This is a genomic window from Paenibacillus sp. Aloe-11, assembly GCF_000245715.1.
In the GTDB taxonomy this organism is placed as follows: domain Bacteria; phylum Bacillota; class Bacilli; order Paenibacillales; family Paenibacillaceae; genus Paenibacillus; species Paenibacillus kribbensis.
In genome coordinates this window covers 447,755-474,087 of the sequence record NZ_JH601056.1, presented here as the reverse complement: position 1 = coordinate 474,087, position 26,333 = coordinate 447,755, and the positions used below count along the sequence as shown (strand labels likewise).

Annotated in this window: 20 protein-coding genes and 1 pseudogene; all 21 read left to right on the top strand. The window is 47.7% G+C overall.

The genetic code is table 11. The features are described from left to right. The first annotated feature begins 140 nt into the window (after positions 1 to 140). On the top strand, positions 141 to 1,844 hold the full coding sequence (locus WG8_RS15705) for a peptide ABC transporter substrate-binding protein (RefSeq protein ID WP_007431207.1): 1,704 nt from the start codon (positions 141 to 143) through the stop codon (positions 1,842 to 1,844). Positions 1,845 to 2,037: 193 nt separating this feature from the next. Next, entirely contained in the window at positions 2,038 to 2,970 is a 933-nt protein-coding gene (locus tag WG8_RS15700) for an ABC transporter permease (protein ID WP_007431206.1), read from the top strand. Positions 2,971 to 2,974: 4 nt separating this feature from the next. After that, positions 2,975 to 3,925, top strand: coding sequence for an ABC transporter permease (locus WG8_RS15695; protein ID WP_007431205.1), 951 nt, complete (start codon positions 2,975 to 2,977; stop codon positions 3,923 to 3,925). Between the two features lie 11 nt (positions 3,926 to 3,936). Then, complete coding sequence (locus WG8_RS15690; protein ID WP_007431204.1) at positions 3,937 to 4,875, top strand: ABC transporter ATP-binding protein; 939 nt, start codon at positions 3,937 to 3,939, stop codon at positions 4,873 to 4,875. A 122-nt stretch (positions 4,876 to 4,997) separates the two neighbouring features. Continuing rightward, positions 4,998 to 6,629, top strand: a complete 1,632-nt coding sequence (gene bshC / locus WG8_RS15685; protein WP_007431203.1) for a bacillithiol biosynthesis cysteine-adding enzyme BshC — start codon at positions 4,998 to 5,000, stop codon at positions 6,627 to 6,629. A gap of 80 nt (positions 6,630 to 6,709) precedes the next feature. Continuing rightward, positions 6,710 to 7,975, top strand: coding sequence for an adenosylhomocysteinase (locus WG8_RS15680; protein ID WP_007431202.1), 1,266 nt, complete (start codon positions 6,710 to 6,712; stop codon positions 7,973 to 7,975). 337 nt (positions 7,976 to 8,312) lie between these two features. Beyond that, positions 8,313 to 8,750, top strand: a complete 438-nt coding sequence (mraZ, locus tag WG8_RS15675) for a division/cell wall cluster transcriptional repressor MraZ (protein ID WP_007431201.1) — start codon at positions 8,313 to 8,315, stop codon at positions 8,748 to 8,750. Between the two features lie 17 nt (positions 8,751 to 8,767). Next, positions 8,768 to 9,718, top strand: coding sequence for a 16S rRNA (cytosine(1402)-N(4))-methyltransferase RsmH (gene rsmH / locus WG8_RS15670; protein ID WP_007431200.1), 951 nt, complete (start codon positions 8,768 to 8,770; stop codon positions 9,716 to 9,718). A 23-nt stretch (positions 9,719 to 9,741) separates the two neighbouring features. After that, complete coding sequence (locus WG8_RS15665; protein ID WP_007431199.1) at positions 9,742 to 10,122, top strand: hypothetical protein; 381 nt, start codon at positions 9,742 to 9,744, stop codon at positions 10,120 to 10,122. Positions 10,123 to 10,181: 59 nt separating this feature from the next. After that, positions 10,182 to 12,554, top strand: a complete 2,373-nt coding sequence (locus tag WG8_RS15660) for a penicillin-binding transpeptidase domain-containing protein (RefSeq protein WP_007431198.1) — start codon at positions 10,182 to 10,184, stop codon at positions 12,552 to 12,554. A gap of 82 nt (positions 12,555 to 12,636) precedes the next feature. Continuing rightward, positions 12,637 to 14,553, top strand: a complete 1,917-nt coding sequence (locus WG8_RS15655) for a stage V sporulation protein D (protein WP_007431197.1) — start codon at positions 12,637 to 12,639, stop codon at positions 14,551 to 14,553. A gap of 88 nt (positions 14,554 to 14,641) precedes the next feature. Beyond that, complete coding sequence (locus WG8_RS15650; RefSeq protein WP_043891180.1) at positions 14,642 to 16,129, top strand: UDP-N-acetylmuramoyl-L-alanyl-D-glutamate--2,6-diaminopimelate ligase; 1,488 nt, start codon at positions 14,642 to 14,644, stop codon at positions 16,127 to 16,129. Between the two features lie 38 nt (positions 16,130 to 16,167). Further along, positions 16,168 to 17,499 (top strand): UDP-N-acetylmuramoyl-tripeptide--D-alanyl-D-alanine ligase, encoded by a 1,332-nt coding sequence (locus WG8_RS15645; RefSeq protein WP_083837592.1) that lies wholly within the window; start codon positions 16,168 to 16,170, stop codon positions 17,497 to 17,499. A gap of 22 nt (positions 17,500 to 17,521) precedes the next feature. Further along, positions 17,522 to 18,490, top strand: a complete 969-nt coding sequence (gene mraY, locus WG8_RS15640) for a phospho-N-acetylmuramoyl-pentapeptide-transferase (RefSeq protein WP_007431194.1) — start codon at positions 17,522 to 17,524, stop codon at positions 18,488 to 18,490. A gap of 4 nt (positions 18,491 to 18,494) precedes the next feature. Then, a complete protein-coding gene (gene murD, locus WG8_RS15635) occupies positions 18,495 to 19,916 on the top strand; it encodes a UDP-N-acetylmuramoyl-L-alanine--D-glutamate ligase (protein WP_007431193.1) in 1,422 nt (473 codons plus the stop codon). Positions 19,917 to 19,965: 49 nt separating this feature from the next. After that, complete coding sequence (gene spoVE, locus WG8_RS15630) at positions 19,966 to 21,063, top strand: stage V sporulation protein E (protein WP_007431192.1); 1,098 nt, start codon at positions 19,966 to 19,968, stop codon at positions 21,061 to 21,063. Between the two features lie 6 nt (positions 21,064 to 21,069). Beyond that, positions 21,070 to 22,179 carry an undecaprenyldiphospho-muramoylpentapeptide beta-N-acetylglucosaminyltransferase gene (gene murG / locus WG8_RS15625; protein WP_007431191.1) on the top strand — a complete coding sequence of 370 codons (1,110 nt, stop codon included), beginning with the start codon at positions 21,070 to 21,072 and terminating at the stop codon, positions 22,177 to 22,179. A gap of 146 nt (positions 22,180 to 22,325) precedes the next feature. Continuing rightward, the gene (gene murB, locus WG8_RS15620; protein WP_007431190.1) at positions 22,326 to 23,231 is read left to right on the top strand and encodes a UDP-N-acetylmuramate dehydrogenase; all 906 of its coding nucleotides are present in this window, start codon (positions 22,326 to 22,328) and stop codon (positions 23,229 to 23,231) included. Then, positions 23,221 to 24,531, top strand: coding sequence for a UDP-N-acetylglucosamine 1-carboxyvinyltransferase (murA, locus tag WG8_RS15615; RefSeq protein ID WP_007431189.1), 1,311 nt, complete (start codon positions 23,221 to 23,223; stop codon positions 24,529 to 24,531). Before murB ends, murA begins: the two co-directional genes overlap by 11 nt. A 56-nt stretch (positions 24,532 to 24,587) precedes the next feature. Next, positions 24,588 to 25,352 carry a cell division protein FtsQ/DivIB gene (locus WG8_RS15610; protein WP_007431188.1) on the top strand — a complete coding sequence of 255 codons (765 nt, stop codon included), beginning with the start codon at positions 24,588 to 24,590 and terminating at the stop codon, positions 25,350 to 25,352. A 199-nt stretch (positions 25,353 to 25,551) separates the two neighbouring features. Beyond that, a pseudogene (ftsA, locus tag WG8_RS28555) lies at positions 25,552 to 26,333 on the top strand (cell division protein FtsA); the annotation flags it as partial.

Below are 26,333 nucleotides of genomic sequence, written 5' to 3'. Positions count from 1 at the left end.
CGAAAGGTGAAAAAATATGAATTAATCATGTTTTTTTGAAAAAAAAGCTCAATTTAAAGAAATGTAATGTAGATTTTTTTGACCGCTGGTTGTATAATCTATAAACATATACCACTTTAGAACTAGGGGGAAAACGCTAGATGAAAAGGAAAAGCTTTTTAGTCCTTTTGACACTCGTTCTTGCAGTTGGCGCACTGCTCGCAGGTTGTGGCTCCGCCAAGAACGATACCAATGGTAAGGGCGCACAAGAAAATGCATCAACTACGCCGGCTTCGGCCGACAAACAAATTTTGCGCATTAACCTTCTTTCCGAACCGCCAACCTTCGATCCGGCACAAGCTCAGGATAGCCAAACTAACACGGTTCTGAAAACTTTGTATGAAGGTCTCGTACGTATGGGGCCTGATGGCAAAGAAATTCCTGGCGTAGCTGAATCTTGGAAAATTTCCGATGACGGCAAAACCTATACGTTCAAACTTCGTGATAATGCAAAATGGAGCAATGGTGACCCGGTCAAAGCAAGTGACTTCGTATTTGCTTGGCAACGGGTATTGGATCCTTCCACGGCTCCTGCACCTCCATATGCTTATCAATTGTACTATATCAAAAATGCTGAGGGCTACAACCTGAGCACTTCGAAAACCTTTAAAGGAACTAAAATTACAGACTTTAAAGATGTAGGTGTCAAAGCTGTTGATGACCATACATTGCAAGTAGAACTGGTAAACCCAACTCCTTACTTCCTTGGCTTGACCTCGTTCTATACTTTCTACCCTGTACATCCTTCTATTAAAGGGAATGACAAATGGGCTGTTCAGAAAGATAGCATGATCACTAATGGACCTTTCACGTTAACAACTTGGGACAGCGGTCAAAAGATCGAAGTCACCAAGAGCGAAAACTATTGGGGTAAAGACCAAATCAAGCTGAACAAAATTACGATGTCCCTGGTAAACAGCGGTGCAACGGAACTGGCTTCTTACAGAAGTGGACAACTTGATTATTCTGGGTTGCCGAACGGTGAAATTCCTGCAGACCAAATTCCGGCTGTCAAAAAAGAGTTGCCAAATGAATTCGAGGCTAAAGGAATTGCTAGTACGTATTACTACTTATTTAATGTAACAGAAAAACCATTTAACAATGTTAAAATCCGCAAAGCGTTTGCGATGGCTATTCAACGCCAACCGATCGTTGAAAGAGTGACCTTGGGCGGACAACTTCCTGCATTCGGCTTCGTACCTCCAGGTATCAAAGGAGTTTCTCAGGAATTCCGTACTGAGCATAAAGATGATTACTTTAAAGAAGACATCACTGAAGCGAAGAAATTGCTTCAAGAAGGTATGAAAGAAGAAGGCGTGACTTCACTTCCTCCAGTAACCTTGTTGTATAACTCCAGTGAAAGTCACCAAAAGATTGCTTTGGCAGTAGCTGATATGTGGAAGAAAAATCTTGGTGTAGACATCAAAACCCAAAACCAAGAGTGGGGCGTATTTATTCAAAATCGTAACAAGCTGAATTACCAAATTGCCCGTGCTGGTTGGTCTGCCGACTACAATGATCCAATGACATTCATGGATATGTGGACAACAGGCAACGGTAACAACAATGCGGGTTACTCTAACCCTGCATATGATGCTTTGATTCAAGCAGCTAAGACAGAAACTGATCCAGCTAAACGTATGGAAGATTTTGCGAAAGCAGAGAAAATTCTGGTTCAAGATGATATGGTAATGCTTCCGATTTACTACTATTCAAATGTTTCTTTAACGAAACCGAATGTAAAAGACATCGCGCTTGACTTTAGTGGAGCAATTGATTTCACAAGAGCGTATATTACACAGTAACTGAAGCTCAATTCTGAAGTTTGATAGTTACTTCGGGATATATATGTGGATTGAACCATATATATCCCGTTTTTTTTGTGTCCTAGTCTTTTCCATCATCATGTAACCATGCAAATAAGTAGATTGGATTGTCCAATTCTATTTCGATAAAATCGAATGGTGTCGAAAAAATTATGGGGGGTGTAAACGGGCAATGACGCGTTATTTGATCAGTAAATTTCTCTACATGCTGCTGTCTTTGTTCATTCTGATCTCTGCGACGTTTTTTCTCATGAAAGCAATTCCGGGTAACCCCTTCATGAGTGAAAAAGCGACTTCTCCTGAGATTCAAGCCCGGTTAATGGAGCAATATGGGCTGGATAAACCTGTATATGTTCAATATTTTAAATACTTGGGTGATATTGCTTCAGGTGATTTTGGTATTTCCATGAAAAAACTGAATCAAGATGTAACTGACATTATCGGGCAAACTTTCACGGTTTCGCTTAAATTAGGTTTTGTTGCTATCATCGTGTCGATTATTGTCGGTGTTTTGCTAGGTATGGTAGCGGCGATGTACCATCGCAGGCTCATTGATAACGTTGCGATGATCTTGGCAATTATGGGGATTGCAGTTCCCAGCTTCGTCCTGGCGTCTCTAATCCAGTTTTATTTCGCTCAGAATTTGGGCTGGTTTAATGTTATGGGATTTGAAGGTCCACTGGATTATGTCTTGCCTGTCGCTGCGTTGTCAGCTCAACCGATTGCGTTTATCGCTAGATTGACACGCTCCAGCATGCTGGAAGTACTTCATGCTGACTACATTAAGACTGCTAAGGCAAAAGGCTTGCAGCCTGTTACGATTATGTTTAAACATGTGGTGCGGAATGCGATCTTGCCGGTCGTTACCTATGTTGGTCCAATGACTGCAAATATCATTACTGGTTCTGTGGTTATTGAACGGATTTTCGGAATTGGCGGCATTGGCAAGGTGTTTGTTGATAGTATTACAACCCGTGATTATACCATGATTATGGGAGTAACTATTTTTTACGGAATCTTATTGATGGTAGCGCGTTTTATTACAGATATTGCATATGGATTTATTGATCCACGGATTAAGCTTACTGGCGGAAAGGAGGGATAACTTTATGTCTGTGAAAGATAATGCTGTGAACTTGGATAAGCTTCAGGTGAAACCAGAAGACTTTAAGAGAATCGGAGCGGATGAAAAGCAGTCTGAAGTTATTCAGCGTGAAAGCTTATCCGCTTGGCGTGATGCTTGGGAACGGCTTCGTAAAAATAAGGTGGCTATGGCCAGCTTGATTGTGCTGGTGTTAATCGTGCTTTTTTCTCTGATTGGTCCGAAATTGTCACCCTATAACTACTATTCTAATGATTTGCTGAGCACAAATCTCGCACCGTCTGCGGAGCACTGGTTTGGAACGGATGATCTTGGCCGTGACATGTTTGTCCGTACAGCGATGGGGGCGCGAATCTCCTTGACGATCGGTCTGGCTGCAGCAATGATTGACTTGCTGATGGGTGTTATTTATGGTGGAATTATGGGTTACTTTGGTGGCCGCGTTGATGAAATCATGAATAAATTTTCTGAAATTTTGTATTCCATTCCTTATTTGCTGGTTACAATCCTGCTGCTCGTTGTACTGGAGCCAAGTATTACCACCATTATTATTGCGCTCTGTGTAACGGGGTGGATTAACATGTCATGGATTGTGCGTGGTGAGATGCTGCAACTCAAAAACCGGGAATTTGTACTTGCTTCCCGTTCCATGGGGGCTGGAGCAGGCCGTCTGCTGTTCCGCCACTTGTTGCCAAATGCTGTTGGTCCGATCATCGTTACTTTGACCTTGAGCGTTCCAACCGCTATTTTCTCCGAGGCATTCCTGAGCTTCCTTGGATTAGGGGTACAGGCTCCTCAGGCGTCACTGGGTTCGATGATTGAATCAGCTTTGACGGGATGGATGTACTATCCATGGCGTATGCTTTTCCCGGCAGGTTTGATCAGTTTGATTATGCTTGCGTTCAACCTTTTTGGCGATGGCTTGCGTGATGCGCTTGATCCGAAGCTGAAGAAATAGGAGGTGAGATCATGGTGAGTAGCAACAATTTAATTGAGGTAGAAGGTCTTAAAAAGTATTTTAATGTTGGCAAAAACCGTGTGCTCAAAGCGGTGGACAACCTGAATTTCTATATTCGCGAAGGTGAAACACTTGGGATGGTAGGTGAATCCGGTTGTGGTAAATCTACAGCGGGTCGTACCATTTTGCGCTTATATGAGCCTACAGCAGGTAGCGTACGTTTTAACGGTACAGATATTTACAAATTATCACCAAGCAAAATGAAAGCCATGCGTCGTGATATGCAAATGATCTTTCAAGATCCATATGCATCATTGAACCCGCGTTTTACGGTTTCTGATATTATCGGTGAGGCGTTAGATATTCATAATATGGCGGGTAGCCGTGGCGAACGTAAAAAACGGATTGAAGAATTGCTGGATCTGGTTGGTTTGAACCCGGACCATGCAACTCGCTATCCGCATGAATTTTCCGGTGGACAGCGTCAACGGATTGGTATTGCCCGCGCGCTGGCGGTTAATCCGAAATTCATTATTTGTGATGAGCCGATTTCAGCGCTTGACGTGTCCATTCAGGCTCAGGTTGTCAACCTGTTAAAAGAGCTTCAAGAACGTTTGGGTTTGACATACCTGTTTATTGCGCATGATCTGTCGATGGTCAAGCACATCAGTGATCGGGTAGCTGTAATGTATAGAGGCAAAATGGTTGAGCTTGCTGAAAGTTCTGAATTGTATGCCAACCCGATGCATCCATATACGAAAATGCTTTTGTCGGCGATTCCACTTCCTGATCCGGAAGTCGAAGCCAACAAAAAACGAATTATTATGCCTGACGATCAAGGCGGTCCAATTCATGATGCGTCCGATAATAAGGCAGGGGCCTATAACTTGGAAAATGCTACACTGATCGAAGTGTCCAAAGGACATTTTGTGGCTGAGCCTTATGCTTGATCCTGCTTTACACACGAACCGTCGAGTTGCTCGGCGGTTTTTTTTGTAGGAAGCTTTGACGCGGAGAGGGGCTTTCGGTACAATCAAGCAGTAAGGTTTTGGTGGAGACAGGAGGCAGACCCATGAGAATTATTCCTGAAATGCTTCGCGGAGGGTCGGCTTTGGCAGAAGATTATACACAGGGTACAGGGCGCGCACGCGATTTGTATGAGTACGATGTTCTGCATGCCGATGCATATGCCCAACGGGCGAAGTGGCTGGATGAGACGGAGCATCTGCGATTAAGCCGTAAGGAAGTCGTAGCATGTCTTCGCATATACAATGAGCAATACAATTCGTATGAGGCAGTTCGGGCTTCATTGGATCGTCTGGAAAGTCCAGACGCTTTAGTCGTAGTTGGCGGACAACAGAGCGGACTGTTTACAGGTCCGATGTTGGTCATTTACAAAGCGGTCACGATCATTAAGGCGGCCAGGGAAGCAGAGGAGAGGCTTGGACGTCCGGTTGTTCCCGTCTTTTGGATTGCTGGTGAAGATCATGACTGGGATGAGGTCAATCATACATACGTCCTGGCGAATGATCCGCAAGCAATCAAAATCAAGCTGAAAAAGCAGCCTGAACGCCGTTCTTCGGTTAGTACCATTAAAGTGGATGCTGTAGAGTGGAAGCAGGCAATGGTGGATATAGAGCAAAGCTTGCCTGATTCAGAGCATAAGGCTGATATTTTGCGTATGATTGAGCACGGTTTGACCGATTCGTATGGACTAAGTGAGGCCTTTGCCAAGCTGCTAGGCCTTTTATTTGGCGACTATGGACTAGTGTTGGTGGATTCAGCGGATCCTTCGCTGCGCAAGCTGGAAGCATCCGTTTTTCGTCAGTTGGTTCAGCACAACGATGAGCTGGAGCAGGCTTACCGGACGGCCGCTGCGCGAATCGTGGGTTACGGCTATCATTTACAAGCGGATGTACACGAAGATGGCGCGAATCTTTTTTATATCCATGAAGATGAACGTTTGCTGCTTTTCAAGCAAGGCGGACTATTTACGGATCGGCGCGGCCTGGTAGCCTTTACAAAGGAAGAACTGCTTGAGGAGATAGAAATACACCCGGAACGTTTTAGTAACAATGTACTAACCCGTCCTCTCATGCAGGATTCATTGTTTCCGGTACTTGCATCTGTGCTGGGTCTAGGAGAAATTGCCTATTGGGCGATTACCCGGGACGCCTTCGGGGTTCTGAAGATGCAGATGCCGATACTGCTACCCCGAATGTCCTTTACGCTGCTAGACCCGGGTGTAGAGAAGTATATGCTTAAGCATGAATTAACTTTTGGACAGGTTAGGGACGGCCTTGAGGAGTCGAAGAAACAATGGCTTGCAGCCCAAGATCAGCTTGGAATTCAGAATCAGTTTTCCGGGGTGAAAGAAGCCTTTACCCGTCTATACGAGCCGCTTGTACAGCAGACAGGATTGATTGAAAAAGGTTTGCTTCGGCTCGGAGAAACCAACAGCAAGAAAATTCTGGGACAGATTGCTTATCTGGAGGCGAAAGTTCAGGAAGCGCTCCTTCGGCAAAATGAAACGGCACTTCGCCAGTGGGACCGTATTGAGTGGTCACTTTTTCCATTTGGTCAGCCGCAGGAGCGGGTGTACACGATCTATCATTTTCTAAACCGTCACGGGCTTGGTTTGATTGATATCATTATGAACATACCAACGGATCCGGCGGGTACGCATCGTGTAATTTATGTATAATTTATGTAAGATTTTTTTGTGTAGTGTATTGATTTTACCGTGTTAGCAGATTCAGCCCATACTAAGGAGGAAACAACGTAATGACTTCCCATTCTCTGCAAAACAGCATTGTTCACGATCTTAAACTGGCCCCTGAAGGTCATCTGAAAATTGATTGGGTGGAAGCCCACATGCCGGTATTAAACCGGATACGTCAACAGTTCGAGCAGGAGCAGCCTTTTGCAGGTCTGAAGGTAACCATCTGTCTGCATCTGGAGGCTAAAACAGCTTATTTGGCTAAAGTAGTACAGGCAGGTGGGGCACAGGTCACAATTACCGGTAGTAACCCATTGTCCACACAAGATGATGTTTGCGCGGCATTGGTTGAAGATGGGATTACAGTCCTGGCTAAATACAATCCGGATCCGGAAGAGTTCAAAAATTTGCAAATTAAGGCGCTGGAAACGAAGCCGGACCTCATTATTGATGATGGTGGTGATCTTGTAACTCTGTTGCAATCCGAACGGCCTGATCTGATTTCTACCATCCGTGGGGGAGCAGAGGAGACAACTACAGGGATTATTCGTTTGAAGGCATTGGAAAAAGAAGGGCAGCTTCACTTTCCAATGGTAGCCGTGAATGATGCATACTGCAAATATTTGTTCGACAACCGCTACGGTACAGGACAGTCAGCTTTCGACGGCATTATTCGTACAACGAATCTGGTTGTGGCAGGCAGCACAGTCGTTGTAGTAGGCTATGGCTGGTGTGGCAAAGGGGTTGCGATGCGAGCAAAAGGCCTAGGAGCCAATGTTGTTGTAACTGAAGTTGATCCAATCAAGGCAGTAGAAGCCCATATGGATGGTTTCCATGTATTGCCGATGGTAGAAGCGGCTAAACTGGGTGACTTCTTTATCACAGTAACTGGAAACAAAGCGGTAATTACCGGGGAGCACTTTGATGTTATGAAGGATGGGGCTGTGCTGTGCAACGCAGGCCATTTTGATGTAGAGGTTAGTAAGCCTGAGCTTGCCAAACGCTCCGAGTCCATTCGCACGGTCCGTCGAAACATTGAGGAGTATCGCTTTAAAGACGGACGTAAAATGTACTTGCTGGCAGAGGGACGTCTCGTGAATTTGGCTGCCGCGGATGGTCACCCTGCAGAGATTATGGATACTACATTTGCGCTTCAGGCGCTTGGTTTGAAATATGTCAATGATCGTTACAACGAGCTGGGCAAAGCTGTTATTAATGTGCCTTATGAAATTGATGAGCAAGTAGCCCGCTTCAAGCTCGATAGCCTTGGAATCAAAATTGATGCTTTAACAGAAGAGCAAAAGATCTATCTGGACAGCTGGAACGCGTAACTGGAGCATTTTCCAGTCACAATGCTGGCTGTTAAGACATTCAGCTTTTAAACCAGATGCTCGTATAGGTTGACATCTGGATTGGAGATTAAGCCCTTTATTTCATGTTGTTTCGAAACCTGATGCATATTGTCGGGGGTTCGGCTTCATGGAGTAAGGGGCTTTTTGGCATCTTGTGACGGAGGGCTACAATAACAGACACAATCGTATCGATTTGCCGTTTATCACTTTTTGGTAATGAAAAAGAGGTCTTTGATTTTTTAAAGCGAATCTATTATGCTTAGGTGGTGGAAAGTGGGCCAAAGTGGGAGAAATGGGGTAAGGGGTGACGAAACCAATGTTTATGGGGGAGTTCCAACATAGCATTGATGAGAAGGGTCGGCTTACAGTTCCGGCCAAATTTCGTGAACTTCTCGGTGCCTCGTTCGTAGTTACCCGCGGGCTGGACCAATGCCTCTTCGTGTATCCCATGGATGAGTGGGCTGTCATGGAGAAAAAATTAAAGGCACTGCCTCTGATGAAAGCTGATGCACGGGCGTTTACCCGATTTTTTTTCTCGGGAGCGACTGAATGCGAATTGGACAAACAGGGCAGGGTAAATTTACCGGGGAATTTGTGCGAATACGCCAAGCTCACTAAAGAGTGCGTCGTATTGGGAGTGTCCACTCGGGTAGAGATTTGGAGCAAGCACACTTGGGAGCAATATTTCAGCCAATCAGAAGAAGCATTTAACGACATTGCTGAGAAATTGGTTGATTTCAACTTTGAATTGTAATTTAGGAGGTCAGTCGTTTGTTTCACCACATTACCGTACTCAAGGAAGAAGCAACACAGGCACTGAACATCAGGCAGGACGGGATCTATGTGGACTGCACGCTGGGAGGGGCAGGACACAGTTCCGTCATTGCTTCACAGCTCGGCCCTGAGGGAAGGCTTATCGCCTTTGATCAGGACGATTGGGCATTGGACAATGCGCGTGAGAAGCTGTCGGCCTATCAAGGAAAGATTTCATTAGTGAAATCCAACTTCCGCCACCTGCAGGACAAGCTGGCCGAACTGGGATTGCCCGAAAAAGACGGCGTCCCGCAGGTCCAAGGCATTTTGTTCGATCTGGGTGTATCCTCGCCCCAGTTCGATGAGGGGGAACGGGGATTCAGCTATAACCATGATGCACCGCTTGATATGCGGATGGATCAGAGCAGCTCGCTTACGGCTTACGAAATTGTCAATGAATGGCCGGAAGCTGAGATTGCACGTATTCTGTTTCAATACGGAGAAGAGAAGTTTTCACGACGGATCGCGAAGATCATGATTGAACGTCGATTGAACAAGCCTATTCACACAACGGGGGAACTTGTCGATATTATCAAAGAAGGAATTCCGGCTGCGGCACGCAGAACCGGGGGACATCCGGCTAAACGCAGCTTTCAGGCTTTGCGGATTGCTGTGAATGATGAGCTGGGTGCACTGGAAGATACTTTGCATCAGGCAATAAAATGTCTGGCTCCAGGGGGCAGAATTTCGGTTATTACGTTTCATTCCTTGGAGGATCGGATATGCAAACATATTTTCAAGGAGTATTTGGCGAAAAGCATCTATCCGTCTGATTTACCTATTTTGGATGACAAAATGGTAGGCGATCTAAAGCTGGTGAATCGTAAGCCGATTGTGGCATCAGAGCAGGAATTGGAGCTTAATCCACGGTCCCGGTCGGCCAAGCTGAGAGTTGCCGAGAAATTGTAAATTTGATGAGAAGGAGAGGCGACATGGCTTATACACGGGGTAATTTGGCTGTAAAAGAAAGAGCCCGTCAGGAACAGGTTCAACAACAACGGTACCGTGAGACCACCAAAGTCGTTACACGCCGCAGAGAGCTGCCGATTCGGGAAAAGCTGTTGTATCTGTTGACCCTTGTAGCGTGCATAGTCATTGCTGGTATGTTGATTGGCAGGTACGCTCATATTTATCAAATTAATTATGCGATTAATACGGCCAGCAAGGACATCTCTAAATTACAGACCAATATCGCCCAACTGAAGATTCAAAAGGAGAGGCTCGAGAATCAGATTGCGCCAACAGCAAAGCAGCAGGGATATATCGAGCCGACAAAAGAACCTATTCGTGTGGAAAAGCAGGCTGCCAAATAGTTTAGAGCATAGCTTCAAGCTATGCTCTAATGTACATTTTTTGCAGAGAGGTTTGAGCTATGGTCAAGAGAATAAAGCTTCGCACACTGCTGATAGGGGGATGTATTACCCTCTTTTTTCTTGTTCTGCTGCTAAAGGTATTTTGGATTCAGGTCGTAAGCGGGGAATATTGGCATGAACAGGTAGTTGCACAAGTGGAAAAAGATCAGGTGATTCTGCCCAAGCGTGGAACCATTACGGACCGTAAAGGAAACGTACTGGCTACGGATGCACCTGCTTATACGGTAGTGGTCAACCCGAGTATCATTCAGGAATACGATTTGGAAAACGAGGTTGTAGCCAAACTGCATCAGTTACTTAAAACACCTGAGGATGAGTTGAGAAGACATCTTTCGGCCAAGGACAGTAAGGGGAACTACTTAGTAAATCGCGAGATTCGTAATGGTGGCTGGAAGGCAGATCCCGAGGTCAAGGCACAGGTGGATACGTTCAAAAAATATTTGAAGGATAAGTATGAAGTAATTGGAGCTGTGGACACTGTTCAAGAATCCAAACGCTATTATCCGGAAAATAAGCTGGCTTCCCATGTTCTTGGCTATCAAAGAAAAGATGGCACAGCAGGCATGGGGCTGGAGGCTTATTATAATAAAGAGCTTTCGGGTACGGCTGGCAAGCTTCTTTATCAGCGGGATCTGAAGGGTGTCCCTCTTCAGGGATCGGAAAGTATCTATGAGCCGGCACAAAATGGGAAAAATTTAAAGCTGACGATTGATGATACGATTCAGTATTATATAGAGAACGCCATGCAGGAAGCTATTGCAAAATACAATCCGAAAACGATGACTGTTGTCGCGGCAGATCCCAAAACGATGGATGTTCTCGGGATGGCGAGTTATCCTAATTTTAATCCCAATACATATGGGAGTGCACCATTGGAATCTTTTCGCAATAATGCTACTCAGTCTATCTACGAGCCGGGTTCTACGTTTAAGATTGTAACCTTGGCTGCTGCGGTTCAGGAAAAGGTATTTAATCCGAATGAAACCTACCGGTCTGGTATCGTTAGGGTCGGAGGCTGGGATATTCGCGACGTGAGCCGTAACTGGGGAACGTTAACCTATCTTCAAGGTGTCAAGCGTTCAAGTAACGTCGGTTTTGTCCATTTAGGGCTGGACAAGCTGGGTGGCGAAAAGCTAAAAAATTATATTAATAACTTTGGCTTTGGTGTAAAAACAGGGATTGATCTTCCGAGTGAGTCTGCTGGAGCTATCACATTCCATACCCAATACAAATCCGAAGTTGCAACGGCTTCCTTTGGACACGGACGTGTTCAGGTGACACCTATCCAGCAGGTAGCTGCGATTTCGGCCATTGCTAATGGGGGTAAGCTCATGGTGCCTCATTTGGTGAAGGAAATTGTGAATCCAGATACGGACGAAGTGCAGACGATTCAACCTAAGGAAGTCCGTCAGGTGATTTCGAAGGAATCGGCAGTCCAGACAAGCAGCTATCTGGAGCAGGTCGTGTCTGACCAGGAAATTGGTACAGGACGTCTTGCCTATATTGACGGATATCGTGTTGCTGGTAAAACAGGTACGGCGACGAAGGTTGTCGGCAAAGTATACGACCATTCGAAGGATGTCGTGTCCTTTATTGGATTTGCACCGGTAAATGATCCGAAAATAGCCGTATTGGTCGTCATGGACGAACCTAACAAATCGGTAGGCGGCGGTACGGCAGCGGCGCCTGTATTTAAAAAAATCGTGTCCCAGTCACTGCAATATATGGGAGTTCCCAAAACAGGAACCAAGGCGAATAAGACAGATGGCTCTGCTGTGAAAACGGTGGACTTGCCCACGGTACCACAATTAACCGGTCAGGTGAAAAAGGATGCACAAAACGCATTGCTCAAACAGGGGATTGCCTATGAAACGGTAGGTAAAGGCTCCAAAATCGTTCGCCAGTATCCTGAGGCAGGCGTCAAAATGAAATCGGGACAACGCATTTATTTGCTGACCGAGGATAGCGCCAACATGACCATCCCTGACTTTACAGGTGTTTCATTGCGTGACACACTTCAAGTTTTGACGCTTATGAAGGTTGGTGTCCAGGTGAGTGGAGAGGGTTACGTTGTCTCTCAAAAGGCACAAATGGTAAATGGCAAACGGACCGTCAGTGTGAAGCTCCAGCCAGCCAAGGAAACCGTAACCGGAGTGAAACCGGAGGACACGCCAGATCAGGCCACAGGTGTGGCTACAAATCAGTCAGGCAGTGCAGCGAAGACGGGTACCAATCTCAAAACCGATACAAAAACCGACACTGGTTCCGATACTACTGCGAATGCAGGCACAAGCGTCAGGCCTCCGAGTGGAGGAAACTCTGCTATAGCAGATGAAAAAAGTGCTGCCGCTATTAAAGGCGAGGATAATTGATAGCTTGTTCTAACGTCCGTTTTTTTGAATATTCATGAGGTAAGACATGTCATGAGTATTTGGAGGAACGGAGGGGGCGCGTTTGAAAAAATCTAACGTGATCATGCGGCGCAGGCTGGTGTGGGGGCTGCTGGGATTGTTTGTACTGTTCACGGCCTTGTCGATCCGGCTCGCCTATGTTCAATTGGGTAAAGGAGGCGAGCTCTCGGCCAAGGCTGAGGATTCGTGGCGCCGCAATATTCCTTTTGCCGCCAAGCGTGGCGAAATTTTGGACCGGCAGGGTACGGCATTGACCTATAATGTTAGTTCGCCGACAGTTATGGCGATACCCGTACAGATTAAGCAGCCGGAAGAAACGGCACGGAAGCTGGCGCCTTTGCTGGATATGAGTGAGGATAAAGTGCTTAAGCTTATTACCAAACGAACTGCAAGCCAAAAACTTCAGCCCGGCGGACGGAAAATTACGATGGAGAAAGCGCAGCAAATTCGTGATTTGAAGCTGCCGGGTATCGTTGTTGCTGAGGACAACAAACGTTATTATCCCTATGGCGATCTGGCGGCTCATATTCTCGGATTTACGGGAATTGATAATCAAGGGCTGACAGGAGTAGAAAAGCAGCAAAACAGCAAGCTTCGGGGGATTGATGGGAGTATTGCATATTTATCCGATGCAGGTGGCCGGCTGATGCCCGGTTCTTCTGAAAAGTACATTGAACCGAAGGATGGCCTGAATTTACAATTAACCATTGATAAGTCTGTGCAGTCCATTATGGAGCGAGAGCTTGACCAAGCAATGGTCAAATTTCAGGCCAACTCGGCATTATCTATTGCCATGAATCCCAAGACAGGTGAGATACTGGGCATGGCTGGACGACCAAGCTATGAGCCAGCGCTATACAAGCAATATGCCCCTGAAATTTACAATCGGAATTTGCCGATCTGGATGACCTACGAACCTGGTTCTACGTTTAAAATTATTACACTGGCCGCTGCGTTGGAAGAAAAGAAAGTAGATCTCAAAAATGACCATTTTTTTGATCCGGGATATATTGAAGTTGGCGGGGCGCGCCTGCGCTGTTGGAAAAAAGGCGGTCATGGCAGCGAGACCTTTCTTCAAGTGGTGGAGAATTCTTGCAACCCCGGTTTTGTAACGCTTGGGCAGCGTTTGGGCAAAGAAGCACTGTTCAAGTACATTCGCAATTTCGGCTTTGGCAGCAAAACAGGCATCGACATGATTGGTGAGGGAAATGGAATTTTGTTCAAACTTCCCCAGGTCGGGCCTGTAGAACTGGCGACAACCGCCTTTGGTCAAGGGGTTTCGGTCACTCCGATCCAGCAGGTGACGGCGGTATCTGCCGCAATTAATGGTGGCAACCTTTATAAGCCTCACATTACAAAAGCCTGGATTCAGCCGGAAACAGGCAAGGTGCTGGAAAAAGTAGAACCGGAGCTGGTGCGAAGGGTTGTTTCAGAGGATACCTCCCGACAGGTGAGGGAAGCGCTGGAGAGCGTCGTTGCCAAAGGCACAGGTCGTCCTGCTTTTATTGAGGGTTACCGGGTGGGCGGTAAAACGGGTACAGCGCAGAAGGTCATTAATGGACGTTATTCTTCTTCGGAGCATATTGTATCTTTTATCGGCTTTGCTCCCGCGGATGACCCGCAGATTGTGGTGTACACTGCTGTTGATAACCCGAAAGGTGTTCAATTCGGCGGGGTAGTCGCTGCTCCAATCGTACAAAATATTTTGCGGGATTCGCTGCTTGCTCTGAAAATACCACCTCGCACCAATCAGATTGCCAAGGAGTACAAGTATGGGGAAACTCGAATTGATACGGTCCCGGATTTGGTAGGTGCCGGCGTGGCTGATTTGTACGAAGATATGAATATGAACTTTATGCTTGTAAAATCCGGGTCAGGCAAGACGGTGGTCAGTCAGGCACCGAAGCCGGGCTCCAGATTGGAACGGGGATCAACGATCCGTATCTATATGGGGGATTGATAGGTTTTTTTTATACCATACTATGAATAACGAGAGAGCAATGGAGGAATGAAAGATGGAGCTTCAACAATTGGCTTCACTGCTGGCCATGGAGCTTCAACAATTGGCTTCACTGCTGGCCGTCTCCCGCATTGTGGGGGATGGTACAGTGGATTGCCGAGGAATCGGGGCGGATTCACGTCGGGTGAAGCAGGGAGACTTGTTTCTGTGCTTGCCTGGTTTTACAGTGGACGGACATGACTATGCCGTGCAGGCAATTGCGTCCGGTGCGGCAGCCTTAGTTGTAGAGCGGGAGCTGGATGTGTCTGTTCCACAGCTTGTGGTTAAGGACGCTCGTTATGCCATGGCGGTTTTGTCGGATTATATGTTTGATTCACCGAGCCGCCGATTGCGCATGATCGGCATCACCGGAACCAACGGCAAAACCACAATTACTTATCTAATTGAAAAAATCATGAATGATGCCGGAGTAAACACCGGACTGATCGGTACGATTCAAATGCGTTATGGTGGTCAGTCTTACCCTATGTCAGGCACTACGCCCGAAGCGGTAGAGCTGCAACGTTATCTCGGCAATATGGCAGAGCAAGGTGTTCAATGCTGTGTCATGGAGGTATCCTCACATGCACTGGAGCAGGGACGCGTCAAAGGAACTGATTTTCGTACCGCTATATTTACAAACCTGACACAGGATCACCTGGATTATCATAAGACAATGGAGGAGTACCGTGCTGCCAAAGGACTTTTGTTTTCCAGATTGGGAAATGCCTTCTCGCGGGATTGGTCGGACAGTAAATATGCTGTTCTGAATGCGGATGATCCGGCCTCTTCCTACTTCCAGGCTCAAACTGCGGCCCAAGTCATTACATATGGCGTGGAAAAGGAATCCGATGTGCAGGCATCCCGTATCGCGATTAGTGCGAAGGGGACCTCCTTCCATGTGTCGACTTTCAAAGGGGATACCGATATTGAGCTTCGAATGGTAGGCAAGTTCAATGTGTACAACGCATTAGCAGCCATCACGGCTGCTTTACTGGAAGGGATCTCGCTGGCCGATATTAAGCGCAGTCTGGAGTCTATAGCAGGCGTAGACGGGCGGGTAGAGCCTGTAGATGCGGGTCAGCCGTTTGCTGTGATTGTAGATTATGCTCATACCCCGGACGGATTGGAAAACGTTCTTCGCACGGTTAAGGAATTTGCGGTCGGTAAAATATGGTGTGTATTTGGATGCGGTGGAGATCGGGATCGTACCAAACGTCCTTTGATGGGAAAGATTGCCGCGCGATACAGCGATCATTCGTTTATTACTTCCGACAACCCCCGAACAGAGGACCCGGAAGTTATTTTGAAAGATATCGAGCAGGGGCTGATTGACGAAGGGGTAGCCGCAGAACGATACGAGTTGATCGTAGATCGCAGAGCTGCTATTCATAAAGCTATTGAAATGGCAAGCCCTGACGATGTAGTATTGATTGCGGGAAAAGGTCATGAGACCTACCAGCTGATCGGAAAAACGGTGCATGAATTCGATGACCGCATCGTAGCCAAAGAAGCGATAAGGGGTTTATCCAAGTGAGCGGAGGAACACTTCACAGAGACGCGGACGCTGAACAGATGATTGAGGGCGTTTTTACAGATTCACGCAAGCCGCAAAGCCAAGGGCTGTTCGTTCCACTTTCCGGCGAGCGATTTGACGGGCATAATTATGTGCAGCAGATCATGAGTGAGGCAGGTGCAGCTGCTTTTTTATGGCAAAAGGATCACGGAGCGCCTCCAGCGGGAAACGCCATAGAAGTAGAGGATACATTAGAAGCTCTCCAGCAGCTAGCAGCTGCATATTTGCGTGAAACTGGCGTTTCAATCGTCGGAATCACAGGAAGCAACGGTAAGACGACGACGAAAGACATCGTGACGGCTCTGCTGGGCACGACTTTTAAAGTACACAAAACCGAAGGAAATTATAACAATCATATCGGTTTGCCTTTAACGGTACTGTCCATGCCGCAGGATACAGATATTCTTATTCTTGAAATGGGTATGAGCGGACGCGGTGAGATCGGCCTGCTCACTAATATTGCAAAGCCGGATGTTGCCGTCATTACCAATATAGGCGAATCTCACTTGCTCCAGCTTGGTTCCCGTGCGGAAATCGCTCGTGCAAAGCTGGAAATCGCCAGTGGCCTCAAGCCCGGTGGCTTGCTGATCTACAACGGTGATGAACCACTATTGCCACAAGTGCTGGCGGAGCCTGCAACGGTCAAGCCTGAAGGTTTAAAATGGTTTACGTTCGGGATATCCAAGAACAATGATGATTATCCAACAGCAATCACTTCGGATGAACAAGGCAGCTTATTCACAACCGCCCAATCTGGCAAAGAGGCTTTCCGACTCCCCTTGCTTGGACAGCACAATATTGTAAACGGGTTGGCAGCGCTGGCGGTAGCGCGTCATTTCAATGTCGATGCAGACCATATACGCAAAGGGCTGTCGTCTTTGAAACTGACAGGCATGCGCATTGAGGTTGTGAGTTGCTCTGACGGACTTACTGTGCTAAACGATGCCTATAACGCCAGTCCTGCTTCAATGAAGGCTGCACTACAGACGTTATCCGGGTACAAAACGGACGGACGTAAAATTGCCGTGCTTGGTGATATGCTGGAGCTGGGGCCAGAGGAAAAGCAATTCCATGAGGAAATCGGGCTTTTTGCAGCTAAGCACGACGTAGAGGAACTGTTTACCTACGGTGAGCTGGGGATGTCTATTGCGCAGGGAGCTCTAGGGCTAATGCCAACTGAACAAGTACACGCTTATACGGATAAGGAAAAGCTGATCCAGCATTTGCGGACTTATCTCCATGCTAATGATATTGTGCTGGTTAAGGCATCCAGAGGGATGCGATTGGAAGAAATTGTGGATGCGCTGAAAAACGGTCCGCTAAAGAACTGATGTTGACGAGAGGAAGACTCCCATGGATATTCAATTATTACTGCTGACGATCGTCGTATCGTTTATACTGGCGGTCATCGCCGCTCCACTGCTTATTCCGCTGCTGCGGCGTATGAAATTCGGCCAGCAGGTCCGGGATGACGGGCCACAAAGCCATCTTAAAAAGATAGGTACGCCTACAATGGGCGGGATCGTGATTCTGCTGGCTTTTACGCTGACCTTTCTTAAGTTTTCAGCTATCAAAAATACGGACTTTTACGTTTTATTGGTCGCTACGCTCGGCTTTGGGCTGATCGGCTTTTTGGATGACTATATCAAAATTGTATTCAAGCGCTCACTGGGTCTGACGGCGCGCCAAAAGCTGTTCGGGCAATTATTGTTTGGCGGGATTATGTGCTGGCTTCTGCTCAGCAATGATCATAGTACTGTCATCGGCATTCCGGGTACCTCATGGTCATTTGATTGGGGGGGCTGGTTTTACTACCCGTTCATCATTATCATGATGCTGGCAATCAGCAATGCTGTCAATTTCACAGACGGGCTGGACGGGCTGCTGTCTGGTACCAGTGCAATTGCCTTCGCCGCTTATGCGATTGTCGCGATTCAGGCGACCTCGCTTCCGGCTGCGGTATGCTCAGCGGCGATGATTGGTGCTGTGCTTGGTTTTCTTGTATACAATGCACACCCTGCCAAAGTATTTATGGGCGACACGGGATCGCTGGGCATCGGTGGCGCCATAGGTGCCATTGCAATCGTTACAAAAAGCGAAATTTTATTCATTATTATCGGTGGCGTATTCGTGATTGAAATGCTGTCCGTGGTCTTGCAGGTGGCTTCCTTTAAAACACGTGGCAAACGCATTTTCAAAATGAGCCCAATTCATCATCATTTCGAGCTGTCCGGTTGGTCCGAATGGCGTGTAGTTATCACATTCTGGGCTGTAGGACTGTTGCTGGCAGGACTCGGACTTTATCTCAACAAGGGGTTGTAGACAAATGAACCATCCAGACGCATACCGAGATCAGGAAGTTGTCGTTATAGGCCTAGCCAAAAGCGGTGTACAGGTTGCCAAGGTGCTGCATCAGGCAGGAGCAAAGCTGACCGTCAATGATAAAAAAGACAGGGAACAATGTCCCGAAGCTTCTGAATTAGAGGCTTTGGGAATTTCCGTTTTATGCGGGGGGCACCCGGAGGGACTGATCCATCCGGGGGTGAAGCTGGTCGTCAAAAATCCAGGCATCCCTTATACCGCCCCGCCTGTACAGAAAGCTGTCGAGCTCGGCATTGAGGTTGTGACCGAAGTTGAGGTTGCCTACCATCTGTGTAAAGCCCCGATCATCGGAATTACTGGCTCCAATGGAAAGACGACCACGACCACGTGGGTGGGCAAGCTGTTGGAGTCTGCTGGCATGAATCCGATCGTGGCTGGTAATATCGGAACTCCATTATGTGAGGCGGCTGTGGACGCCAAGACAGATGAGTGGATGGTTGTGGAGCTGAGCAGCTTTCAATTAAAAGGAACAAAGGATTTTAAGCCTGCTGTTGCTTGCTTGCTCAATGTAGCTGAGACCCATCTGGACTACCATGGAGGCATGGAGGATTATGTTGCATCCAAGGCACGTCTGTTTGCCAATCAAACGTCCGCTGATTCAGCGGTGGTGAACTGGGATGATCCAGTCTGCCGGGAGCTTGTGCCCTATATTAAGGCGAAGCTGCTTCCGTTCTCGATGACGGAACGTTTGCAGGAAGGGTTGTTTGCTGACCCGCCATACATACCGGATGTGACGGATGATATCGAACGAAGCATCGTATATCGCGATAATTTTGGGGTGGTGCATCCCATTATAGGTGTGGACGAGATTGGACTGCCGGGTCGCTTTAACGTGGAAAATGCGCTAGCTGCTTGCGCAATAGCCATTGCCGCAGGCGCAGAGCCTGCGAAGTTGGCAGAACCCTTAAGCGCTTTTCGCGGTGTAGAACATCGGCTTGAATATGTCATTGAGCATGCCGGAGCAGCCTATTACAATAATTCCAAAGCAACCAATTCCAAAGCGACTATGATGGCCCTATCTTCCTTTAAGCAACCCGTTGTACTGATTGCCGGAGGGTTGGATCGCGGCTCAGATTATACGGAGCTTGTACCGTCCCTGCAGGAGCGTGTAAAGGCCGTTGTGCTCTTGGGTGAGACACGGCATAAGCTGGCAGATCGGGCCCATCAGGCCGGAATAGAGCATGTCGAGGTCGTCGATAATGGGGAGGACGCCGCTACTACGCTCGTGGAGGCTGTGAACAAGGCGGCAGAACTTGCTGAGCCGGGAGATGTGGTATTACTCTCACCCGCTTGCGCAAGCTGGGATATGTTCCAATCCTATGAAGAGCGTGGACGTATTTTTAAAGAGGCGGCGCATAAATTGTAAGTAGGGGGGTTGGATAAGCCCCTACTTTTATGCAAGGGGTGGCCTCCTGATGAAGCAATCTCGTTCGGCGCCGGATATATGGCTTTTCGTCTGTATTATAAGCTTATTAGCCATCGGCATGATTATGGTATACAGCGCGGGCGCCGTCCTCGCTTTTCACGAGTACGGGGACTCCTACTATTTTGTAAAACGGCAATTGCTTTTTGCGGGGCTTGGTCTTGTAGCGATGTATTTTACTGCCAGAACGGACTATCGAATCTGGCAGAAATATGCTAAGGTCGTGCTGCTGATCTGTCTCGCGTTGCTGGTTGCCGTGTTAATTCCCGGCATTGGTGTAGTTAGAGGCGGAGCACGGAGCTGGCTGGGTATCAGCTCTTTCGGCATTCAGCCTTCCGAGTTTATGAAGCTGGGCATGATTCTTTATCTCGCCCAATGGCTCAGTCGTGCGGATTATGATATTAGTTCTTTTACGCGTGGCCTATTGCCTCCGCTTGGACTCATGGGACTGGCCTTCGGCCTGATCATGCTGCAGCCCGATTTGGGTACAGGTACAGTGATGATGGGAGCGTCTATGCTGATCGTATTTACAGCTGGTGCGCGTATGAAGCATCTTGGCCTGCTGGCCTTGTCAGGGGCAGCAGGGTTTGCTGCACTGATCGCGGCTGCGCCTTATCGACTCCAGCGGATTACGGCTTTTCTGGACCCTTGGTCCGATCCGCTTGGTGCAGGCTATCAAATTATTCAATCGCTATATGCCATTGGACCTGGTGGATTGGCGGGTCTGGGACTTGGCATGAGTCGGCAGAAATACAGTTATGTTCCCGAGCCGCAGACGGATTTTATCTTTTCTATTTTGGCGGAGGAGCTTGGTTTTATCGGTGGAATGACGGTGCTGGGACTCTTTCTGGTGCTCGTATGGAGAGGAATGCGTGTCGCTATTACCATTCCGGATACCTATGGCAGCTTGCTGGCGGTAGGCATTGTCGGAATGGTTGCCGTACAGGTTGTCATTAACATCGGTGTTGTCATCGGCTTAATGCCGGTGACAGGAATAACATTGCCCTTAATCAGCTATGGAGGCTCTTCTCTGACGTTGATGCTAACTGCGTTGGGTATTTTACTGAATTTATCACGTTATGCGAGGTGAACGTTTATGCGCGTCGTGTTGAGCGGCGGCGGTACCGGAGGGCATATTTATCCGGCGCTGGCCGTAGCCAGACAGTGCGAAGAGATTGATCCGGACGCTGAATTTTTATACATTGGCGGTCAACGAGGACTCGAAAGCAAGCTGGTTCCTCAGGAAAAAATTCCGTTCGAGGCTATTGATATCACAGGATTTCGTCGCAGCTTGTCCTTGGAAAATATTAAAACGATCATGCGCTTTTTCCAGGGGGTTCGTAGGTCCAAAGCATTATTAAAAAAATTTAAACCAGATATCGTCATAGGTACCGGGGGATATGTATGCGGCCCTGTCGTCTATGCAGCTTCCAAGCTGGGCATACCCAGCATGATTCATGAGCAAAATGCGATTCCAGGCCTGACCAATGCATTTCTGAGCCGCTATGTAGATACGGTGGCCGTTAGCTTTGAAGGCTCTGAAGGGGCTTTTCCCAAAGCCAAAAATGTATTGTATACCGGGAATCCACGCGCGACGACAGTTCGTTTGGCTAACCGGGATCGAGGCTTTGCTACGATCGGGGTTCCAATGAATAGCTCGGTTGTACTTGTGGTAGGCGGCAGCAGAGGAGCGAAGGCTATTAATGATGCTATGATTGCCATGGCTCCGCAACTTTCGCAACTGAAAGACGTCCATTTTGTATATGTGACTGGTGAATCTTACTATGAACAGACGTTGGACAGCATACGGAATCAGATCGGCTCATTGCCCAACCATCTTCACGTGCTTCCCTATATTCACAATATGCCAGAGGTGCTGGCTTGTACCTCTTTAATCGTTAATCGCGCCGGTGCGTCCTTCTTGGCCGAGATTACATCGTTGGGTATTCCGTCCATTCTGATTCCATCACCTAATGTGACCAATAATCATCAGGAGGCCAATGCCCGCACGCTTGAAAAGGCAGGCGCTTCGGTAATGATCATGGAAAAGGAATTGAGCGGTTCTTCTCTGTTTCAGACTATTGCGGGAATTATGGGGGATGAAGCATTGCGTAACCGGATGGCAGAGTCGGCGTCTTCACTTGGCAAGCCTGACTCGGCAGATATTTTAGTAAAAGAAATGGAGCGCCTTGCCCGTAAAAGGTAGTCTGCAGCGCAGTTTGGGCGGTTGTCACATATCGGACGCTATTGACATAGGATACCCTATAGATTGTGACCATCACTCAGGCTGCCGGTTGTCAGGTGAGAGCCTCATAACTATGCGGGGGCAAGCAACAAGGAGGTTTCAGTACAATGCAGCAATGGATGCCATTATTAGCGGAGCATGATATCGGAAAAGTGCTGGAGCATGAGCCGCTGTCCAAATATACGACATGGAAGATTGGAGGTCCTGCGGATGCTCTTGTCATCCCGGATACCAAGGAGCAGCTGGCAAGGGTTTTACGGCTGGCTCGTGAGCACGGTATCCCCTGGATGCAGTTGGGGAGGGGCTCCAACATGCTCGTTTCCGACAAAGGAATACGGGGGCTTGTGATCAAACTGGGGCCGGGATTTGATTATGTCCATTTTGAGGATGAACGGATCATCGCTGGCGGAGGCATGTCACTGGTCAAACTGTGTGTTATGGCTAGTAAGCAGGGGCTGTCCGGCCTTGAATTTGCGGGAGGTATCCCGGGATCAGTCGGGGGGGCTGTCTACATGAACGCCGGTGCCCATGGGTCTGATGTGTCACAAATATTCCAGTCCGCTGAGATTGTGCTGGATACAGGGGATTTGGCTGTGTACGATGCCGAGGACATGCGTTTTAGCTATCGCCACTCCGTGCTGCATGAGCAGCGTGGAATGGTGACAGAGGCAGTATTTCAGATGAAGCGGGGCGACCGCGAGGAAATTTCAGCGGCGCTTGCGGCTTTTAAAGACCGCCGCAGGCTGACTCAGCCGTTACAGTTAGCTTGCGCAGGAAGCGTGTTCCGTAATCCGCCAGGTGACTATGCCGCACGGCTTATTGAAAGCGCGGGTCTGAAGGGCTTGAAGGCGGGAGGCGCTGAAGTATCTGTACAGCATGCCAATTTCATTGTAAATACCGGTCAAGCGACAGCAGAGGACGTGCTTACCCTAATGAAGCATATTCAAAGTACAATATCATCTCAAACCGGCATCAAGCTAGTTCCGGAGGTTTTCGTAGTGGGTGAGCGGTAAACTCGGAGGTGATACATTGGACAAATTGGTGATTGAGGGAGGCCGTCCCCTGTCAGGCACCATACGTATCCATGGAGCAAAAAATGCGGCACTGCCTATTCTTGCAGCAAGTTTGCTTGCGCAAGGTAAGGTGGAAATTCGGAATGTGCCCCATCTATTAGACATTAAGGTCATGCTGCACATCCTTGAAAGACTCGGCTGTACATGCCGACATGAAGAGGAAACGGTATACGTGGATACGTCGTCCGTCCGATCGTTCCAAATTCCAGAGGATTTGATGAAGCAAATGCGTTCATCGATCTTTCTCATGGGACCTCTGCTCGCCAGATATGGTGAAGTTTCCATTTACCAGCCGGGAGGCTGCGCTATAGGCGAGCGTAAAATCGACCTTCATCTGGAGGGCTTAAAGGCTCTTGGTGCAGAGATCGAGGAAAAAGACGAGCAAATTACGTTCCGTGCCCGCAAGCTGACCGGCTCAGACATTCATATGGATTTTCCGAGCGTAGGAGCAACGGAAAATATTATGATGGCTGCCGTATTGGCTGAAGGGCGAACAACGATTACCAACGCAGCGAGGGAACCGGAGATTCAGGATCTTCAGAACTTCCTGAATGCCATGGGTGCCCATATTATCGGTGCAGGAACAGACACGATTACAATTACGGGGGTCAGTAGCCTGAATCCGTGCACGTATGAGGTCATTCCTGACCGTATTGTAGCAGGAACGGTTATGATCGCAGCTGCTGCTACACGTGGCAGTGTGTCATTGACACACTGTAATCCCTCCCACTTGTCCGCATTGATTCATGTCCTTAGGCGGGCTGGTGTTCAAATCGGCATCCTGAATGATATAATGACCATAAGCTGTATGAGCCGCCCCAAAGCGGTGGAGAGGATTGTTACTTCACCTTACCCATCTTTTCCAACCGATTTGCAGTCTCAAGTCATGGTTCTGCTTTCTTTGGCGGACGGCTTCAGTGTCATGAAAGAGACCGTCTTCGAAAGTAGATTCAAACATGTGGATGAATTAAATGTGATGGGAGCCGATATTACGGTCGATGCGAATGCTGCCTTTATAAGAGGAGTTTCTCGTCTATACGGGGCTACGGTAGAGGCTACCGATCTGCGGGCAGGGGCTGCGCTCGTTATAGCGGGGCTGGCTGCCCAGGGACGTACCATTGTTGAGCAGGTTCACCACATTGACAGAGGGTATGACCGGATCGAACGTCTTTTCCAGGGACTGGGCGCCTTAATGAGCCGTCAGTCTCCGGTGCTGGAGCAGCTGGATTTCGTAAATTAATGCCTGGAACGTCCCTCCGGGAGCGGGGGGACAAAAGGCTTTTGTGGAGAGAAGCTATGCCAAATGCTCAAATACCTGTTCTTAAAAAGAATAAAACGAAAAAAAGGACAAGCCGGAAGATTGCCGTTCTTCTCATTTTATTGTTCATTGTGTTACTCGCTGTTCTCTTTTTCCGTTCTTCGTTAAGTCGGGTTTCTGAAATCCGCTTTGACGGTAATGTATTTTCGACCCGAGAGCAGCTTCTAAATCGAAGCGGTCTGGCTATCGGGGATCAGTATTTTGGAGTTAGTTCATCTGACATTTCTGAAAAGCTGCGGGAGATTCAGTCGATTCAGCAAGTCACGGTGGACAAGCAGTTTCCGGGTATCATTTCTGTTCACGTTAAAGAGTTTGCTACGGTCGCTTACGAGCTGCAGAGTGATGGCAGCCTGCGAGCAATTCTGGCAAACGGGTCAAGCGTAGGCGTGAGCAGCAGCGGAATAGCTGTTGAGAAGCCGATTTTGACCAAATGGAAATCGGATGATCCGTATAAAGCGAAGCTGTGTGATGCTTTATCGCGTATTCCGGGAGAGTGGACAGCCGATATTTCGGAAATCATTCCCGCGCCGATTCCTTCTTTTCCGGACCGCATAAAAATGTATACACGCTCTCAGTTTGAGGTGATAACAACCGTTTCGCTGCTGAACTCTAAAATCAGCTATTTGAATCAGGTGCTGGAAACAGAAGACCCCGGCCTGATCACCATGTTGGCGGCGGATTCTTACGTTCCGTTCAAGCCGGATACGAATGAAGAGGGTCAAGAAAAAGATACTACTCAGTGATGTGAAAAAATGTTAGAATTAATTTTATGGGTAATAGACTTGCCTCCTTCTTTTTTCTTCGAATTTTTATGTGACTGCAACCATAAATTGGCTTCTAAAAAATTTGTAGAAAAAAGAGGGAAAGCATGGAGTATGTTGAATATGTACAGTGTGTGTTCAAAGAACGAAATTCATTTTGGAGTCAGGAGGTGCCACAGACTTGAGCAACAATGACATCATTGTTAGTTTGGACATCGGTACATCCAAAGTTCGGGCTATTATTGGGGAAATGAATAATGGAACCTTTAATATTATTGGAGTTGGATCTGCCGACTCGGAAGGGATTCGCAAAGGTGCAATTGTAGACATTGATCAAACCGTGCAATCAATCCGTAACGCTGTGGATCACGCAGAGCGTATGGTTGGTATTCAAATAACAGAAGTGTATGTGGGGATTTCAGGCAACCATATTGGTTTGCAAAATAGTCATGGCGTAGTAGCCGTGTCCAACGAGGACCGAGAAATCGGTGAGGAGGACATCGAGCGTGTACTGAAAGCAGCTGAAGTTATTGCCGTACCACCGGAGAGAGAAATCATTGACGTGGTAGCCAAGCAGTATGTCGTGGATGGCCTTGAAGGAATTCAGGACCCTCGCGGTATGATCGGAGTTCGTCTCGAAGTAGAGGCTACGATTGTTACTGGAGGCAAGACCCCGATACATAACCTGTTGCGTTGCGTTGAGAAGGCCGGCTTGAGGATCAAAGATCTGGTGCTGCTGCCACTCGGGGCTGGGCAATTGTCTCTTTCGAAGGATGAAAAGGTGATGGGTTCGGTGCTGGTGGATATTGGTGCAGGTTCTACGAATGTTGCTATTTTCCAGGAAGGATCGATTGTTGCCACATCAACACTTCCAATTGGCGGAGAATTTGTAACCAATGATATTGCCTACGGATTGAGGACCCTTACCGATCAAGCCGAGAAAGTAAAGCTCAAATACGGCTG